The following is a 14,885-nucleotide window of genomic DNA, read 5'->3' on the forward strand; positions in this document are numbered from 1 at the left end:
GAGTGCCAAGAGGGAGGGAGTTGCGATGGTCAGCGAAAGAGGCCTCCAGGTTCTCCGCGCGATCGTGCAGGACTACGTCGAGACCCATGAACCCGTCGGCAGCCGATCGATCGTCGACCGCTACTCCTTCGGCGTGTCCGCGGCGACGATCCGCAACGACATGGCACTGCTCGAAGACGAAGAGCTGATCGCCGCCCCGCACACCTCCTCCGGTCGCGTCCCCACCGACAAGGGCTACCGCGTGTTCGTGGATCATCTCGCCCAGCTGCGGCCGCTGTCGGTCGCGCAGCGCACGGCCATCGAGTCCTTCCTCACCGCTCCCTCCGACCTCGACGACCTGATGGTGCGCACGGTCCGAGTGCTCACGCAGCTCACGGGGCAGGTCGCGCTGGCGCAGTACCCGTCATTCGCGCGCGCGCATCTGACGCATCTCGAACTCGTGGCGCTGGCGCCGAATCGTCTGCTCATCGTGCTCGTCACCGACGCGGGCGGCGTCTCGCAGCGCATCGCCCCGCTGCCCGTCGACGTCGACGACGCCGACATGGCGCTGCTGCGTGCTCGTCTCTCCGCCCTGATCACGGGCCGGGCGGTGAGCGACGCCGCTGAGCGGCTGCAGGCGCTTCTCGCGGACGACGCACACAGTCATGACGTCGTATTGCGCGCTCTCGCGACGATCGTCATCGACGAGCTCGGCGCCTTCCGTCAGGAGCGCCTGGTGATGGCCGGAGCAGCGACTCTGGCTCGACGCGAGCAGGACTTCCGCGGCAGCATCCACCCTCTGCTCGAGGCGATCGAGGAGCAGGTGACGCTGCTGCGGCTGATGAGCGAGATGGAGGCGGACTCCCACGGTCTCGCCGCCAGCATCGGCACCGAGAACGCGTCCTTCGGCCTCGGCGAGGCATCGATCGTGGCCAGCAACTACGCCGCCCCCAGCGGCACGGCGCGAGTCGGCGTGATGGGGCCGACGCGCATGGACTATCCGAGCAATCTCGCGGCGGCGCGGGCCGTGGCCCGCTATCTGTCTCGGATGCTCGACGAAGACGAGGCGGCCCGCTGACGCGGCCGCCCAGAGAACAGCACACGCAGAAGGGCCATTGTGGCAGACCACTACGAGGTACTCGGCGTCTCTCGTGACGCCTCCACCGACGAGATCAAGAAGGCGTACCGACGCCTCGCTCGTCAGCTCCACCCCGATGTGAATCCGGGTGAGGACGCGGCCGAGCAGTTCAAGCTCGTCACGCATGCATACGACGTCCTGAGCGACGACGATTCCCGTCGCCGCTACGACATGGGCGGCGGAGACGGCGCCGCCGGCAACTTCCAGGGCTTCGGCGGCTTCGGGGACATCTTCGAGACCTTCTTCGGCGCGGGCCAAGGCGGCGGCAGGGGCGCGCGTCCGCGGTCACGCCGCGAACGGGGACAGGACGCCCTCGTCCGGGTGACCCTCGATCTCGGCGACGTCGTCTTCGGTGCGCACCGCGACATCGAGGTCGACACGGCCGTGCTGTGCGAGACGTGCAACGGCTCGTGCTGCCAGGAGGGCACGTCGCCCGTCACCTGTGACATCTGCGGCGGCTCCGGACACGTTCAGCGTCAGGTGCGGAGCCTGCTCGGCAACGTCGTGACCTCTCAGCCCTGCGGCACCTGCGAGGGCTACGGCACGACGATCCCGTATCCGTGCGGCACCTGCGGCGGCCAGGGGCGGGTGCGCTCGCGTCGCACCGTCTCGCTCGACATCCCCGCCGGCGTCGAGACCGGGCTGCGCCTGCAGCTGCCGGGCTCTGGCGAGGTCGGCAAGGCGGGTGGCCCGAACGGCGACCTGTACGTCGAGGTCACCGTGAACCCGCACCCGTCTTTCAGCCGCGACGGCGACGACCTGCTGGCGACGCTGGAGGTGTCGATGCCGGATGCGATCCTCGGCACCGAGACCACGATCCAGGGTCTCGACGGCGAGGTCGATCTCGAGATCCGCTCGGGCGTCCAGTCCGGCGACGTGCTGACGATCAAGGGCCGCGGCATCACGCCGCTGCGGGGCAACCAGCGCGGCGACCTCCGCGTCGGCGTGCAGGTGGTCACTCCGACCCGGCTCGACTCCGCGCAGCGCGCGCTCATCGAGGACTTCGCGAAGAAGACCAAGGCACCGGGCCCGCAGCTGGCGCAGTTCCAGCAGGGGCTGTTCTCGAAGCTCCGCGACCGCTTCCGTTCGCACTGATCCGGACGGCGCTCATGGCACTCCACTTCCTCGTCGAGAACTCCTCGGATGCAGCGGTCGGCGACCTCGTGTCGCTCACCGGCGCCGAGGCGAAGCACGCCGCCGTCGTCCGACGGCTCCGCGTCGGCGAGGCGGTGACGGTCGGCGACGGCTCGGGGGTGTGGCTGACCGGCGTCGCCGAAGAGGTGTCTCCGTCCCGCGTCGACGTGCGCGTGGCCGAGCGATCGGTCCACCCCGCGCCCAGCCCTCGCATCGTGCTCGTGCAGGCTCTCGCGAAGGGCGATCGCGACGAGCTCGCCGTGCAGGCGGCATGCGAGCTCGGCGTCGATGAGATCGTGCCGTGGCAGGCGAGCCGAAGCGTGTCCCGATGGGATGGTCCCAAGGCCGTCAAGGGGCGCGAGCGGTGGGCGACGATCGTCCGCGAGGCGGCGAAGCAGGCTCACCGGGCGTGGGTCCCGGAGGTGGCGCCTCCGGCGTCGACCGCCGACCTCGCGAGACGCGCCGCATCTCAGCGGGTGCTGCTTCTCGACCCGACCGCCCCCGTGCGGTTGTCCGAGCTCGAGCCGGACGGCAGGGACATCGTCCTCGTCGTCGGGCCCGAGGGCGGTATCTCCGACGACGAGCTCTCGAAGCTGTCGGATGCCGGCGCCGAGCGTGTGCTGCTCGGAGACACCGTGCTGCGCACGTCCACGGCGGGCCCGGCTGCGATCGCCGTGCTGTCGGTCGCACTCAGCCGCTGGTGATCAGGCTACGGACCCGGCAGTGCTGCGGTCAGTAGACTGGGAGCATGTCCGAGCCCTCGATCTTCACGCGCATCCTCAACGGCGACATCCCGGGTGAGATCCTGCTCGACACCGGCCGCGTGTTCGCGATCCGGGACATCAACCCGCAGGCACCGCTGCACGCGCTCGTGATCCCCAAGACCGAGGACTACCGCGACGTCACGGAGCTCGCCGAGGGCGACCCCGGTCTGCTCGCGGAGATCGTCGCGGCTGCGAAGCAGCTCGCCTCCGAGCATGCGAACGGCGAATACCGCCTCATCTTCAACAACGGCGCCAGCGCCGCCCAGTCCGTCTTCCACGTGCACGCCCATGTGCTCGGCAACATCGAGGAGAGCAAGCTCGTTGGCTTCTGACGAAAACGACCTGACCGCATCCGACACCGCCGTCGAGAAGATCTACGCCGACGGCGTCGCCATGGTGCAGCTCCTCGGTCCGCAGGATCGACTGCTCCGGATGCTCGAGAAGGAGCACCGCGACGTCCAGGTGCTCGTGCGCGGCAACGAGATCACGCTCACCGGCGCGCCGGAGGCAGTCGCGAAGGCGAAGACCCTGGTCGACGAGCTGATGACCATGACCAAGGCCGGCCACGACCTCGCCCCGAGCGACGTGACGAGCTCGGCCCGCCTGCTGCGCAACGACGGCGGCCCTCGCCCGAGCGAGGTGCTCGGAGAGGCGATCCTGTCGACCAGGGGCAAGGTCATCCGTCCCAAGACGCTGGGGCAGAAGGAGTACGTCGACGCGATCGAGGAGAACACGATCGTCTTCGGCATCGGCCCGGCCGGTACCGGAAAGACCTACCTCGCGATGGCCAAGGCCGTCCAGGCCCTGCAGCGCAAAGAGGTCACCCGCATCATCCTCACCCGCCCCGCGGTCGAGGCTGGAGAGCGGCTCGGATTCCTGCCCGGCACGCTCACCGACAAGATCGACCCGTATCTCCGCCCGCTCTATGACGCGCTGAACGAGATGATGGACCCCGAGATCGTCCCTCGTCTGATGGCGACGGGCACGATCGAGGTCGCCCCTCTCGCCTACATGCGCGGCCGCACGCTCAACGACTCGTTCGTGGTGCTCGACGAAGCGCAGAACACGACTCCCGAGCAGATGAAGATGTTCCTCACGCGTCTCGGCTTCGGGTCGAAGATGGTCGTCACCGGTGACATCACCCAGGTCGATCTCCCGCAGGGATCCTCGGGACTCCGGCTCGTCACCCGCGTGCTCGACGGCATCGACGACATCCATTTCGCGCGGCTCACGAGCGACGACGTGGTGCGTCACTCGCTGGTCGGACGGATCGTCGACGCCTACAGCGAGTATGACGAGCGGCGCACCGCCCAGCGCTACGAGCGCGAGCAGGCGGCGGAGTTCGCCAACCGTGCCGACCGGCGGGGCGCACAGCGACCAGGACCCCGAGACCGGATGCCGAAACGAGGCCTCTCCTGATGAAACGAGCACAGCCATGATCGAGATCAACAACGAGTCGGCCATCGACGTCGACGAGACCGTGCTGCAGCGCCTGACCGACTTCAACCTCGCGCAGATGCATGTCAGCCCGGACGCCGAGGTCGCGATCGTGCTCGTCGACGAGGCTGCCATGGAGGCACTCCACGTGCAGTGGATGGATGAGCCCGGTCCGACCGACGTGCTCAGCTTCCCGATGGACGAGCTGCGCCCGGGCACCGAGGATCGCCCCACGGCCCCGGGGCTGCTGGGAGACATCGTGCTGTGTCCTCAGGTCGCCGAGGCTCAGGCACAGGCCGCCGGCCACACCCTGATGGACGAGCTGATCCTGCTCACCACCCACGGTCTGCTGCACCTCCTCGGCTTCGATCACGCCGAGCCCGACGAGGAGCGCGAGATGTTCGGACTGCAGAAGGAGCTCATCCAGGGCTTCGCCGCGGCTGAACGTCGACGATGACCGCGGCCCTCCTGCTCGCAGGCGCTGTCCTGCTCGTCGCCTTCGGCGGCCTGATGGCGGCGATCGACGCCGCCTTCGGCGTCACGTCCCGGTCGGACATCGAGGAGATGGGCGCGGAGGGGCGCAACGGCCCCCAGCTGGTGCGCATCGCCGCCGACCCTGACGCACACGTCAACGCCGTCGCATTCATCCGCGTGCTCGCCGAGACGGCGGCCGCGGTGCTCGTCACGGTGGCGTTCAGCATCCTGTTCGACAACATCTGGTGGGCGATGCTGGCCGCAGCGCTGCTCATGACGGGTATCAGCTTCGTGCTGGTGGGGGCGAGCCCTCGATCCTTCGGGCGGCACCACGCCGAGGGCATGCTCCGGGCCAACGCACGCATCGTCCGCGGGCTGCGCATCATCCTGGGGCCACTCGCTCACGGACTCGTGGTGCTCGGCAACCGGGTGACCCCCGGGCGGGGACGCAGCTCGTTCACGTCCGAGGAGCAGCTGCTGAGCATGGTCGACGAGGCCGCCTCGAACGATCTGATCGAGGCTGACGACCGCGACCTCATCCACTCCGTATTCGACTTCACCGACCAGTTCGTGCGTGCGGTGATGGTGCCGCGCACCGAGATGGTGACGGTCGATGCGACGGCGACCACGAGCGAGGCGATGACGCTGTTCCTGCAGCGGGGCGTCTCCCGAATGCCTGTGGTCGACGACGACGCCGATGACGTGGTCGGAGTGCTCTATCTGAAGGACCTGGTGCTGTTCGCCTTCCGCGACGAGAACGCCTGGCGAACCGCATCCATCCGTCCGATCTCGCGACCCGCGACCTTCGTGCCGGAGTCCATGCGCGCCGAGACCCTCCTGCAGCAGATGAAGCGGGATGCCGTGCACGTGTGCCTCGTGATCGACGAGCACGGCGGCATCTCGGGGCTCGTGACCCTGGAGGACCTCATCGAGGAACTCGTGGGCGAGATCTCCGACGAGTACGATCAGGTATCGGCAGAGGTCGTCGAACTCGGCGACGGACGCTATCGCGTGAGCTCCCGACTCTCGCTGGAGGACGTCGGCGATCTGTTCGGCCTCGAGCTCGAGGACGAGGACGTCGATTCCATCGGCGGTCTGCTGGGCAAGGCACTCGGACAGGTCCCGCAACCGGGATCCACAGCGACGGTCGAGGGATTGACCCTCACCGGCGGCGCGTCTCGAGGACGAGGGCGCGGAATCGCGACCGTCTTCGTGGAACGAGGGGCAGACGACGCGGGTCATGCCGCAGATGAGAGAGACGGAAACGATGACTGAGCAGACGCGGAGCGGGTTCGTGACCTTCGTGGGACGACCGAACGTCGGGAAGTCCACTCTCACGAATGCGCTGGTGGGCGAGAAGATCGCGATCACCAGTGAGAAGCCGCAGACGACGCGACGGGCGATCCGCGGGATCGTGAACCGTCCGCAGGGGCAGCTCGTCATCGTCGACACCCCCGGCATCCACAAGCCCCGTACGCTCCTCGGCGAGCGCCTGAACGACCTCGTCGAACAGGTGCTCGGCGACGTCGATGTGATCGGCTTCTGCGTGCCGGCGACCGAGAAGGTCGGGCCCGGCGACCGCCGCATCGCGACGTCCCTCGACGGATACCGTCGTGCCAAGAAGATCGCCATCGTCACGAAGACGGACGCGGCCAGTCGCGACCAGATCACCGAGCGACTGATGGAGGTCGACGCGCTGCGCGAGGACTGGGACGCCGTGATCCCGATCTCCGCGCTCACGAACGACCAGCTGGAGGTGCTCGCCGACGAGGTGCTCGCACTGATGCCCGAGGGGCCGGCTCTGTACGGCGAGGGTGTCACGACCGATGAGTCGGAAGAGGACCGGATCGCCGAGATGATCCGCGAGGCCGCGCTCGACGGGGTCCGCGACGAGCTTCCCCACTCGATCGCGGTCGTGATCGACGACATCGCCCCGCGTGAGGGAACCGACCTGACCGATGTGCATGCATCCATCGTTGTGGAGCGTGACAGCCAGAAGGCGATCATCATCGGCCACAAGGGCAAGCGTCTGGCCGATGTCGGACGTCGGGCACGTGTCGGGATCGAAGAGCTTCTCGGCACGAGGGTGTTCCTGGGCCTCCATGTGAAGGTCGCGAAGGAATGGCAGCGCGACCCGAAGCAGCTCGGCCGCCTCGGCTTCTGACCCTCGACACGAGAGACGGCGAGGATCCGGCGCTCCAGCGGCACGGCCGCAGGACTCTCCCGCAGGGGTAGGGTCGCGATATGACACTCGCACAGCACTGGATCGCATCGTCGTGGGGCGCGCCTGAGACATGGGAGTTCGTCGACTACGAGGTGCCGTCTCCCGGCCGCGGTGAGGTGACGATCCGCGTGGAGGCCGCCGGGGTGAATCCCGCGGACGCCAAGCACGTCGCGTCTGCTCACCAGGGCGTGCAGCTGCCTGTGCCGATCGGCTACGAGGTCTCGGGCACGATCAGCGCGATCGGACCCGGCACGCGGATCGGCTCGGGGGATGCGAAAGAAGGTGACGAGGTCGTCGCCTTCCGCGTGCGCGGGGGATACGCGACCGAGCTGACCGTGCCCGCCGAGAAGGCCTTCGCGAAGCCGACCACACTCACGCACGCGGAGGCCGCGAATCTGCTGCTCGCGGGCACCACGGCCGCTGAGATGCTCTGGGTGACCGGCGCGGCACCGGGGGAGACGATCCTCCTGCACGGCGCGTCGGGAGCGGTGGGAGTGAGCGTGCTGCAGCAGGCCGCGCTGCGGGGGATCCGAGTGATCGGCACCGCGAGCGCCGAGCGGTTCGACGTCGTCCGTCGTCTCGGGGGAGTCCCCGTGCGATACGGGGCCGGCCTGGCGGATCGGGTCCGGGGGGCCGCGGGCGAGGCGGGCGTCTCGGCAGCCCTCGACGCGGTGGGCACGGACGAGGCCGTGGACGTGTCCCTCGAGCTGGTCGCAGACCGCCAGCGCATCGTCACGATCGCAGCGATGGGCAGGGCCGCCTCCGACGGCATCCGGGTGATCGCCGGTTCGATGCCCGTCAGCGCCCGATTCCGGGACGAGGTGCGCGGGGAACTGATCGCTCTCGCTCAGAACGGAGATCTGATCGTTCCCGTGGCGCGGACGTTCGCCCTGGAGGAGGCTCCGGCGGCACTCGCTCTGCTCGCCGAAGGGCATCCCGGCGGAAAGCTCGCTCTGATCCCGTCATCCTAATCGATCTCGCGCAGCGCCGAGGTCACGACCACGACCCCATCTCCGTACGCCGCATCCATCGCGTTCTGCACCGACCCGTCGTCCCACACGACCTGCATCCAGACATAGCCGCGTTCGGTCCACAGGGTGAGCGCATCGCGTCCCACGGTATTCGACAGCTCGTCGGACACCTGCGCCAGCTCAGCCTCGGAGCTCGCGCCTGGGACACCGCCCGTGGGATCCTCCGGTCGGACAGGGTCGTACAGGGCGAGCATGATCGGAGGATCGGTGACCGCGTATCGCTCGCCGTCGAAGGTTCCGTACACCGCGTAGGTTCCCCACGTGGTGTCGCCGCTGGATTCGCTCCCGTCTACCCCGTCCCAGGTCCAGCCGTCGAGGGGAAGGCCCGAGCACTGCGGTGGATACGACTCGGCGACGATTCCGAGGCAGAGCCGAGGCTCACCGTCCACATCGAGCACCGTGCCGGTGCCGATCACCCGTCCTTCCGGCGGTGGGACGCTCGCGGCATCCCAGGTCGGTGAGGCCGAACTCGTCGGCGCGGATGCAGCTCCGGAACCGGACGAGCAGGCGGCGAGGCCGCACATCCCGATGACGGCGACGGCGGCGAGAAGCATGCGGCTGTGCGATGTGCTCATGCCTGACAGTGTCTCGTGACGGGTGATCGTCTCACGGCGGCTCGGAGCGGATCGGCATCCCTGCTACCATGGCCGCATGCCTTTCGGCGGTCTGCTTCTTCTTAGCTGCCGCGACGAGTCCTAAAGCTAGGGCCTTCCTCGTCGCGGCGCTTGTGTTGGCCCGTTCACAATTCTGACGAAGAGAAGAAGCCCCATCATGCAGAACACTCAGCGCCCGTCTGCGATGCCGATCCACAAGTATCGGCCGTACCACGAGCAGATCACGGTCAACCTGCCCGACCGCACCTGGCCGGACGCCCGCATCACCGAGGCGCCCCGTTGGTGCGCAGTCGACCTCCGCGACGGCAATCAGGCGCTCATCGACCCGATGTCGCCCGAGCGCAAGCGCGTCATGTTCGAACTCCTCGTCAGCATGGGGTACAAGGAGATCGAGGTCGGATTCCCCTCGGCGAGCCAGACCGATTTCGACTTCGTCCGTCAGCTCATCGAAGAGAACCTGATCCCGGATGACGTCACCATCCAGGTGCTGACTCAGGCGCGCGAGCATCTGATCGCCCGCACGTACGAGTCGATCTCCGGGGCCAAGCAGGCGATCGTGCACCTCTACAACTCGACCAGCGTGCTGCAGCGCGAGGTCGTCTTCCGCACCGACAAGCAGGGCATCATCGACATCGCGCTCGAGGGTGCTCGGCTGTGCCGTCAGTACGAGAAGACCATCCCCGACACGAAGGTCTACTACGAGTACTCGCCCGAGAGCTACACGGGAACCGAGCTCGAGTTCGCCGTCGACGTCTGCAACCAGGTGATCGAGGTCTTCGAGCCCACCCCCGACCGCAAGGTCATCGTCAACCTGCCGGCGACCGTCGAGATGGCCTCGCCGAACGTCTACGCCGACTCGATCGAGTGGATGAGCCGCAACCTGGCGCACCGCGAGAACGTGATCCTGTCGCTGCACCCGCACAACGACCGTGGCACGGCGATCGCGGCGGCCGAGCTCGGCTACATGGCCGGGGCCGACCGCATCGAGGGCTGCCTGTTCGGCAACGGCGAGCGCACCGGAAACGTCGACATCGTGGCGCTGGGCATCAACCTCTTCACGCAGGGCATCGATCCGCAGATCGACTTCAGCGACATCGACCAGGTCAAGCGCACCGTCGAGTACTGCAACCAGCTGCCGGTGCCCGAGCGGTCGCCGTGGGCGGGCGACCTGGTCTTCACCGCGTTCAGCGGGTCGCACCAGGATGCGATCAAGAAGGGCTTCGAGGCGATGGCTGCCCGTGCCGAGGCTGAAGGCGTCACGGTCGACGACATCGAATGGGCCGTCCCCTACCTGCCGGTCGACCCGAAGGATCTCGGACGCTCCTATGAGGCCGTGATCCGTGTGAACTCGCAGTCCGGCAAGGGCGGCGTCGCCTATCTGCTCAAGGCGGACCACGCGATCGACCTGCCGCGCAAGCTGCAGATCGAGTTCTCGGGCGTCGTCCAGAACAAGACCGACGCCGAGGGCGGCGAGGTCACGAGCGAGCAGATCTGGTCGATCTTCAACGACGAGTACCTGCCCGCCACTGACACCGAGGCAAAGTGGGGGCGGTTCGAGCTGCTCTCGACGCAGACCCGCAGCGACATGTCGGGTGACGTGGTGCTCGACGTGACACTGCGCGACGACGATCAGCAGGTGTCCGTCGCCGGTAACGGCAACGGACCGATCGCCGCGTTCATCGAGGTGCTGCGCGGTCAGGGCTTCGACATCACTCTCTACGACTACGTCGAGCACGCACTCAGTGCAGGTGGCGACGCGCAGGCTGCGGCGTACGTCGAGCTGCAGGTCGGCGATCAGCGCCTGTGGGGCGTCGGCATCGACGGAGACATCTCGACGGCATCCCTCAAGGCGATCGTCTCGGGCGTCAACCGCTCGATCCGCACGCGCCAGCTGGAGCTGGCAGCGGTCTGACGGTCGACGAGAACGCCCCCGCGGTCATCGACCGCGGGGGCGTTACGTCTGCCCCGTGCCGAGGATCGGTCACTCAGGGCTCGGCTTGACGACTTGGATCACTCCGGTCTCTGCGGCGACCTTGCGGCGATACAGGCGACGTTGCTCCGGAAGCGAGACGTCGAAGCTCACGGCGAGCACTCGGATCACCGCGGTGACGACGATGCCGAGGACGGCGGCGAGCGTGATCGACATCCCTAGTCCGTTCGCGGTGGCGATGAAGACGCAGCCGGCGCCGGCGGCGACGGCGTAGAGCGAGCCGACATGCATGATCGAGGTCGGCAGGCCCATCAGCATGTCGCGCAGCACGCCGCCGCCGACCGCTGCGCAGACGCCGATGAACACCGCGGGAACGGGAGGGATGCCGAAGGCGATCGCCTTGCTCGTGCCGAACGCGCCGAACATGCCGATCACCACGGCGTCGAGCACCACGATGACGGTGTTGAGACGGTTGAAGAGTCCCGCGAGCAGCATCCCGAGCAGCGAGGCGCCGGTGGCCGTGAGCAGGTACCAGTTGCTCTGCAGCGTGGCCGGAGTCTGACCGAGCAGGATGTCGCGGATGAGACCGCCGCCCATGCCGATCATGATGCCGATGATCGCGACGCCGAGCCAGTCGAGTCGTCGCTGCCCCTGGAACCCCGACGCGAACATCGCGCCCTGAACGCCGCCGAGGCCGACGCCGAGGAGGTCCGCCCAGAGCGGAATGGTGAAGAGCGGTTCGGTCACGCCTCTATTCTCCCGCACGGAGGATAATCGAACGGTGCCCACCTACCGAGACGAAGCGGTGATCCTGCGCACCCACAAGCTGGGTGAGGCGGATCGCATCGTCACCATGCTGTCGCGTCAGCACGGCAAGATCCGTGCGGTGGCCAAGGGCGTCCGGCGCACGTCGTCGAAGTTCGGGTCGCGCCTCGAGCCGTTCATGGTGGCCGACGTGCAGCTGTACCAGGGACGTTCGCTCGACATCGTGCAGCAGGCGGAGTCGCTCGGCTCCTACGGTTCCGACATCGCGGCCCACTACGACCGGTTCACATCGGCGAACGCGATGGTCGAGACCGCCGATCGGCTGAGCGACTCCGAGGCGACGCCCGAGCAGTACCTGCTGCTGGTGGGCGGGCTGCGTGCGCTCTCGCGGGGCGAGCATTCCCCCAGGAGCATCCTCGACTCCTACCTTCTGCGCGTGATGGCGCTGTCGGGATGGGCGCCGTCTCTCGGCGACTGCGCACGATGCGCCGCCCCCGGCCCGCACGCGCACTTCGTCGGTCAGCTCGGAGGCGCCGTATGCGTGAACTGCGCGCCGGCCGGAAGTCCGAAGGTGGCAGAGAAGACCCTGTCGCTGCTGCGATCCCTCATGACCGGAGAGTGGGAGGCGATCGATGCCGCGCCTCACGCGGACAACGCCGCGGCATCAGGCCTCGTCGCTGCCTATGCGCAGTGGCACCTGGAGCGCGGCATCCGCTCGCTGGCCCACCTCGTGGCCGACATTCCTCGAGAAGGAGCACGGTGAGCCCCAAGCCCTACACCCACAAGGATGCCGTCGCCTATCGTCCGCTCGACTGGACGGGCGTCCACCCGCCGGCGTTCCGAGCGGTGCCCGAGCACGTCGCGATCGTCATGGACGGCAACGGCCGCTGGGCGAACCGCCGCGGACTGAACCGCGTCGAGGGGCACAAGGCGGGGGAGGAGGTGCTCCTCGACGTCGTCGCCGGTGCGATCCAGGCAGGGGTCAAGCATCTCTCCGTCTATGCGTTCTCGACTGAGAACTGGGCCCGGTCTCCCGAGGAGGTGCGCTTTCTCATGGGGTACAACCGCGACGTGCTGCACCGTCGACGTGATCAGCTCAACGAGTGGGGCGTGCGCGTGCGATGGGCTGGACGCAAGCCCCGGCTGTGGGGCAGCGTGATCAAAGAGCTGCAGTACGCGGAGCAGCTCACGAAGAGCAATGACGTGCTCACCCTCACCATGTGCGTGAACTACGGCGGGCGTATCGAGTTGGTCGACGCGATGCGCGCGATCGCCGCCGATGTCGCGGCGGGACGGGTGAAACCGAACGCGATCACCGAGAAGATGATCCGTCGCAACCTCTACGTGCCGGACATGCCCGACGTCGACCTGTTCCTGCGCAGCTCCGGCGAGCAGCGCACCTCGAACTTCCTGCTCTGGCAGGCGGCGTATGCCGAGATGGTGTTCCTCGACACGCTCTGGCCCGATTTCTCTCGCGAGGAGCTCTGGCGCGCGATCGGGGTCTACCTGTCCCGCGATCGTCGTTTCGGCGGGGCGATCGACACCCCTGACGCTTCCGCCTGAGCGCGCAGCCATCGTTCCGTCTCTCGCGGGTGGCGCAGCCGGACGATGAGAAGATGGGGCTGCTCGCTCACGACGCCGGGCATCCGCTCGGTCCAATTGTGCAGCGTTAGCGTCTGCCAGGCGATGATGTTCTCCTCGGGATCTCCCGAGAACATCCGCCAGATCGGCTTCTCGACGTTGCCGTTCCACATGCGGGTGCGCAGGATGCTGCGCCCGAGCGTGCGCCGCAGCAGACGTGCCCGGACCACGCGATACGGGTAGTCCAGCCAGATCACGACCTTCGCACGAGGAGCGAGGATCTCATCGGTTCCCTTGCTCGTGTACTGCCACTCGGTGACCCAGCGGTCCTCCGCAGCGAAGGCGCGGACGTCGTCGAGGAAGGACGGCCGTGGAGTCCAGTTCTCACCGTGGAAGAGTCCGTCGATCTCGACGTGACGCAGATCCCAGAGGTCGGCGATGCGTCGTGCGAGCGTCGTCTTGCCCGATCCTGTGACACCGGCGATCAGCACTCTCTCCGGCCGAAGCGGCAGCGGATCGTCGGCGGAGAGCATCTGAGAATCCTAACGACGGAATAGCCCATAGGTGCATACGGTTGGATGTCAATGTGAGTGAAGCCATCTCGATCGACATCTGGTCCGACATCGCCTGCCCGTGGTGCTACATCGGCAAGCGCAACCTCGAGAAGGGTCTCGAAGCCGTCTCCGGCGACGACGATGCGCCGCAGGTGAACATCACCTTCCATTCGTTCGAGCTCTCGCCCGACACCCCGGTCGACTTCGACGGGGATGAGATTGACTTCCTCGCCGGTCACAAGGGGATGCCGCGCGACCAGGTCGAGCAGATGCTGTCGCACGTCACCGGAGTCGCCGAGAACGCCGGGCTCGCGTACCGCTTCGACCTCCTCCAGCACACCAACACCGTGAAGGCGCACGAGCTCCTTCACTTCGCGAAGGCACAGGGTGTGCAGCACGCGATGGAGGAGCGGCTGATGTCCGCGTACTTCACCGAGGGCAAGCACGTCGGCCGTATCGACGACCTGGTCGAACTCGCGGTCGAGGTCGGACTCAACCCGGATGACACGAGAGAAGCACTGGTGTCCGCTCGTCACCTCGCCGACGTCCGCCAGGACCAGGCGCAGGCCCAGGCCTATGGGATCCAGGGCGTGCCGTTCTTCGTGATCGACGGTCAGTACGGCATCAGCGGAGCGCAGCCGCCCGCAGCGTTCGAGAACGTCCTGCGTGACCTCTGGGCCAAGCGCGGTGAGACCGAGCCGGAAGCCGAAGCCGAGACGGCCGCGGTCTAGCGGGTCAGCGCGGCTTCGATCGCGCCGACGATCTCGGGGTCGTTCGGCTTCTGCTTCGGGCGGAAGCGGACGACCTCTCCGTCGGGAAGCACCAGGAACTTCTCGAAGTTCCACTCGACGCGACCCGCCTTGCCGCCGGCATCCGGGGTCTCCTTGAGCGTCTTGTAGAGATCGGTGGCGTTCTTGCCGTTGACCTTCACCTTGTCGTTGATCGGGAAGGTCACACCGTACGTGGTCGAGCAGAACTCGAGGATCTGATCGACCGATCCCGGCTCCTGCCCGAAGAACTGGTTGCAGGGGAACCCGACGACGCTGAACCCGCGGTCGCCGTACAGGCGCTGCAGCTCCTCGAGCTGCTCGTACTGCGGAGTGAGGCCGCACTTCGAGGCGACGTTCACCACGAGGACGACATCGGCACCCAGATCATCGAGTGTCTTCTCGTTGCCGTCGGCGTCTGTGAAGGGGATGGAACGGACTGCGGGATCGGTCATATTCACAGCTTAGGTCGATGCGCCGAGACCGGCTCCGT

17 protein-coding genes are annotated in these 14,885 nt (G+C 67.5%); 13 read left to right on the forward strand and 4 right to left on the reverse strand.

Annotation, left to right across the window (positions count from 1 at the left end):
- Positions 1-25 precede the first annotated feature (25 nt).
- The 9 genes from hrcA to LQZ85_RS07695 all read left to right on the forward strand — a co-directional run bounded on the left by hrcA (position 26) and on the right by LQZ85_RS07695 (position 8,121).
- Entirely contained in the window at positions 26-1,057 is a 1,032-nt protein-coding gene (gene hrcA, locus LQZ85_RS07655) for a heat-inducible transcriptional repressor HrcA (protein ID WP_053096524.1), read from the forward strand.
- A 39-nt stretch (positions 1,058-1,096) separates the two neighbouring features.
- A complete protein-coding gene (dnaJ, locus tag LQZ85_RS07660; protein WP_053096522.1) occupies positions 1,097-2,212 on the forward strand; it encodes a molecular chaperone DnaJ in 1,116 nt (371 codons plus the stop codon).
- Positions 2,213-2,226: 14 nt separating this feature from the next.
- Entirely contained in the window at positions 2,227-2,955 is a 729-nt protein-coding gene (locus LQZ85_RS07665) for a 16S rRNA (uracil(1498)-N(3))-methyltransferase (RefSeq protein ID WP_230100741.1), read from the forward strand.
- A gap of 44 nt (positions 2,956-2,999) precedes the next feature.
- Entirely contained in the window at positions 3,000-3,347 is a 348-nt protein-coding gene (locus tag LQZ85_RS07670) for an HIT domain-containing protein (protein WP_053096519.1), read from the forward strand.
- A 61-nt stretch (positions 3,348-3,408) separates the two neighbouring features.
- On the forward strand, positions 3,409-4,434 hold the full coding sequence (locus LQZ85_RS07675) for a PhoH family protein (protein ID WP_230100781.1): 1,026 nt from the start codon (positions 3,409-3,411) through the stop codon (positions 4,432-4,434).
- 16 nt (positions 4,435-4,450) lie between these two features.
- Positions 4,451-4,909 (forward strand): rRNA maturation RNase YbeY, encoded by a 459-nt coding sequence (gene ybeY / locus LQZ85_RS07680; protein WP_053096515.1) that lies wholly within the window; start codon positions 4,451-4,453, stop codon positions 4,907-4,909.
- The gene (locus LQZ85_RS07685) at positions 4,906-6,201 is read left to right on the forward strand and encodes a hemolysin family protein (RefSeq protein WP_230100742.1); all 1,296 of its coding nucleotides are present in this window, start codon (positions 4,906-4,908) and stop codon (positions 6,199-6,201) included. The genes ybeY and LQZ85_RS07685 overlap by 4 nt, the downstream gene beginning before the upstream one ends.
- Complete coding sequence (gene era / locus LQZ85_RS07690) at positions 6,194-7,090, forward strand: GTPase Era (protein WP_053096511.1); 897 nt, start codon at positions 6,194-6,196, stop codon at positions 7,088-7,090. The genes LQZ85_RS07685 and era overlap by 8 nt, the downstream gene beginning before the upstream one ends.
- A gap of 80 nt (positions 7,091-7,170) precedes the next feature.
- Entirely contained in the window at positions 7,171-8,121 is a 951-nt protein-coding gene (locus LQZ85_RS07695; RefSeq protein ID WP_056278897.1) for an NADP-dependent oxidoreductase, read from the forward strand.
- On the opposite strand, the gene LQZ85_RS07700 is transcribed toward LQZ85_RS07695, so the two are convergent.
- Entirely contained in the window at positions 8,118-8,756 is a 639-nt protein-coding gene (locus LQZ85_RS07700; protein ID WP_230100743.1) for a hypothetical protein, read from the reverse strand. The two genes, LQZ85_RS07695 and LQZ85_RS07700, sit on opposite strands and share 4 nt — an antisense overlap.
- Positions 8,757-8,952: 196 nt before the next feature.
- Between LQZ85_RS07700 and leuA the strand changes: the two genes are divergently transcribed.
- Positions 8,953-10,707: a 2-isopropylmalate synthase gene (gene leuA, locus LQZ85_RS07705; RefSeq protein ID WP_053096506.1), complete on the forward strand. Its 1,755-nt coding sequence runs from the start codon at positions 8,953-8,955 to the stop codon at positions 10,705-10,707.
- A 69-nt stretch (positions 10,708-10,776) separates the two neighbouring features.
- Here leuA and LQZ85_RS07710 read toward each other — a convergent pair whose 3' ends face one another.
- Entirely contained in the window at positions 10,777-11,472 is a 696-nt protein-coding gene (locus LQZ85_RS07710) for a TRIC cation channel family protein (protein WP_053096504.1), read from the reverse strand.
- A gap of 34 nt (positions 11,473-11,506) precedes the next feature.
- On the opposite strand from LQZ85_RS07710, the gene recO reads away from it, so the two are divergent.
- A complete protein-coding gene (gene recO / locus LQZ85_RS07715; protein WP_053096502.1) occupies positions 11,507-12,253 on the forward strand; it encodes a DNA repair protein RecO in 747 nt (248 codons plus the stop codon).
- A complete protein-coding gene (locus LQZ85_RS07720; protein WP_230100744.1) occupies positions 12,250-13,053 on the forward strand; it encodes an isoprenyl transferase in 804 nt (267 codons plus the stop codon). The genes recO and LQZ85_RS07720 overlap by 4 nt, the downstream gene beginning before the upstream one ends.
- On the opposite strand, the gene LQZ85_RS07725 is transcribed toward LQZ85_RS07720, so the two are convergent.
- Positions 12,993-13,604 carry an AAA family ATPase gene (locus LQZ85_RS07725; protein WP_056278894.1) on the reverse strand — a complete coding sequence of 204 codons (612 nt, stop codon included), beginning with the start codon at positions 13,602-13,604 and terminating at the stop codon, positions 12,993-12,995. The genes LQZ85_RS07720 and LQZ85_RS07725 overlap by 61 nt on opposite strands.
- Before the next feature lie 53 nt (positions 13,605-13,657).
- Between LQZ85_RS07725 and LQZ85_RS07730 the strand changes: the two genes are divergently transcribed.
- Positions 13,658-14,356, forward strand: coding sequence for a DsbA family oxidoreductase (locus LQZ85_RS07730; protein WP_056278893.1), 699 nt, complete (start codon positions 13,658-13,660; stop codon positions 14,354-14,356).
- Here the strand turns inward: LQZ85_RS07730 and LQZ85_RS07735 are convergent.
- Positions 14,353-14,847: a glutathione peroxidase gene (locus LQZ85_RS07735; protein ID WP_053096494.1), complete on the reverse strand. Its 495-nt coding sequence runs from the start codon at positions 14,845-14,847 to the stop codon at positions 14,353-14,355. The two genes, LQZ85_RS07730 and LQZ85_RS07735, sit on opposite strands and share 4 nt — an antisense overlap.
- Positions 14,848-14,885 lie beyond the last annotated feature (38 nt).

The organism is Microbacterium sp. Bi98 (assembly GCF_918698045.1).
Classification (GTDB): domain Bacteria; phylum Actinomycetota; class Actinomycetes; order Actinomycetales; family Microbacteriaceae; genus Microbacterium.

Coding starts and splice junctions, on each gene's coding strand:
- hrcA (WP_053096524.1), top strand. CDS start 26: ATGGTCAGCGAAAGAGGCCTCCAGGTTCTCCGCGCGATCGTGCAGGAC.
- LQZ85_RS07670 (WP_053096519.1), top strand. CDS start 3,000: ATGTCCGAGCCCTCGATCTTCACGCGCATCCTCAACGGCGACATCCCG.
- LQZ85_RS07665 (WP_230100741.1), top strand. CDS start 2,227: ATGGCACTCCACTTCCTCGTCGAGAACTCCTCGGATGCAGCGGTCGGC.
- LQZ85_RS07725 (WP_056278894.1), bottom strand. CDS start 13,604: ATGCTCTCCGCCGACGATCCGCTGCCGCTTCGGCCGGAGAGAGTGCTG.
- LQZ85_RS07675 (WP_230100781.1), top strand. CDS start 3,409: ATGGTGCAGCTCCTCGGTCCGCAGGATCGACTGCTCCGGATGCTCGAG.
- leuA (WP_053096506.1), top strand. CDS start 8,953: ATGCAGAACACTCAGCGCCCGTCTGCGATGCCGATCCACAAGTATCGG.
- LQZ85_RS07700 (WP_230100743.1), bottom strand. CDS start 8,756: ATGAGCACATCGCACAGCCGCATGCTTCTCGCCGCCGTCGCCGTCATC.
- LQZ85_RS07685 (WP_230100742.1), top strand. CDS start 4,906: ATGACCGCGGCCCTCCTGCTCGCAGGCGCTGTCCTGCTCGTCGCCTTC.
- era (WP_053096511.1), top strand. CDS start 6,194: ATGACTGAGCAGACGCGGAGCGGGTTCGTGACCTTCGTGGGACGACCG.
- LQZ85_RS07735 (WP_053096494.1), bottom strand. CDS start 14,847: ATGACCGATCCCGCAGTCCGTTCCATCCCCTTCACAGACGCCGACGGC.
- ybeY (WP_053096515.1), top strand. CDS start 4,451: ATGATCGAGATCAACAACGAGTCGGCCATCGACGTCGACGAGACCGTG.
- LQZ85_RS07695 (WP_056278897.1), top strand. CDS start 7,171: ATGACACTCGCACAGCACTGGATCGCATCGTCGTGGGGCGCGCCTGAG.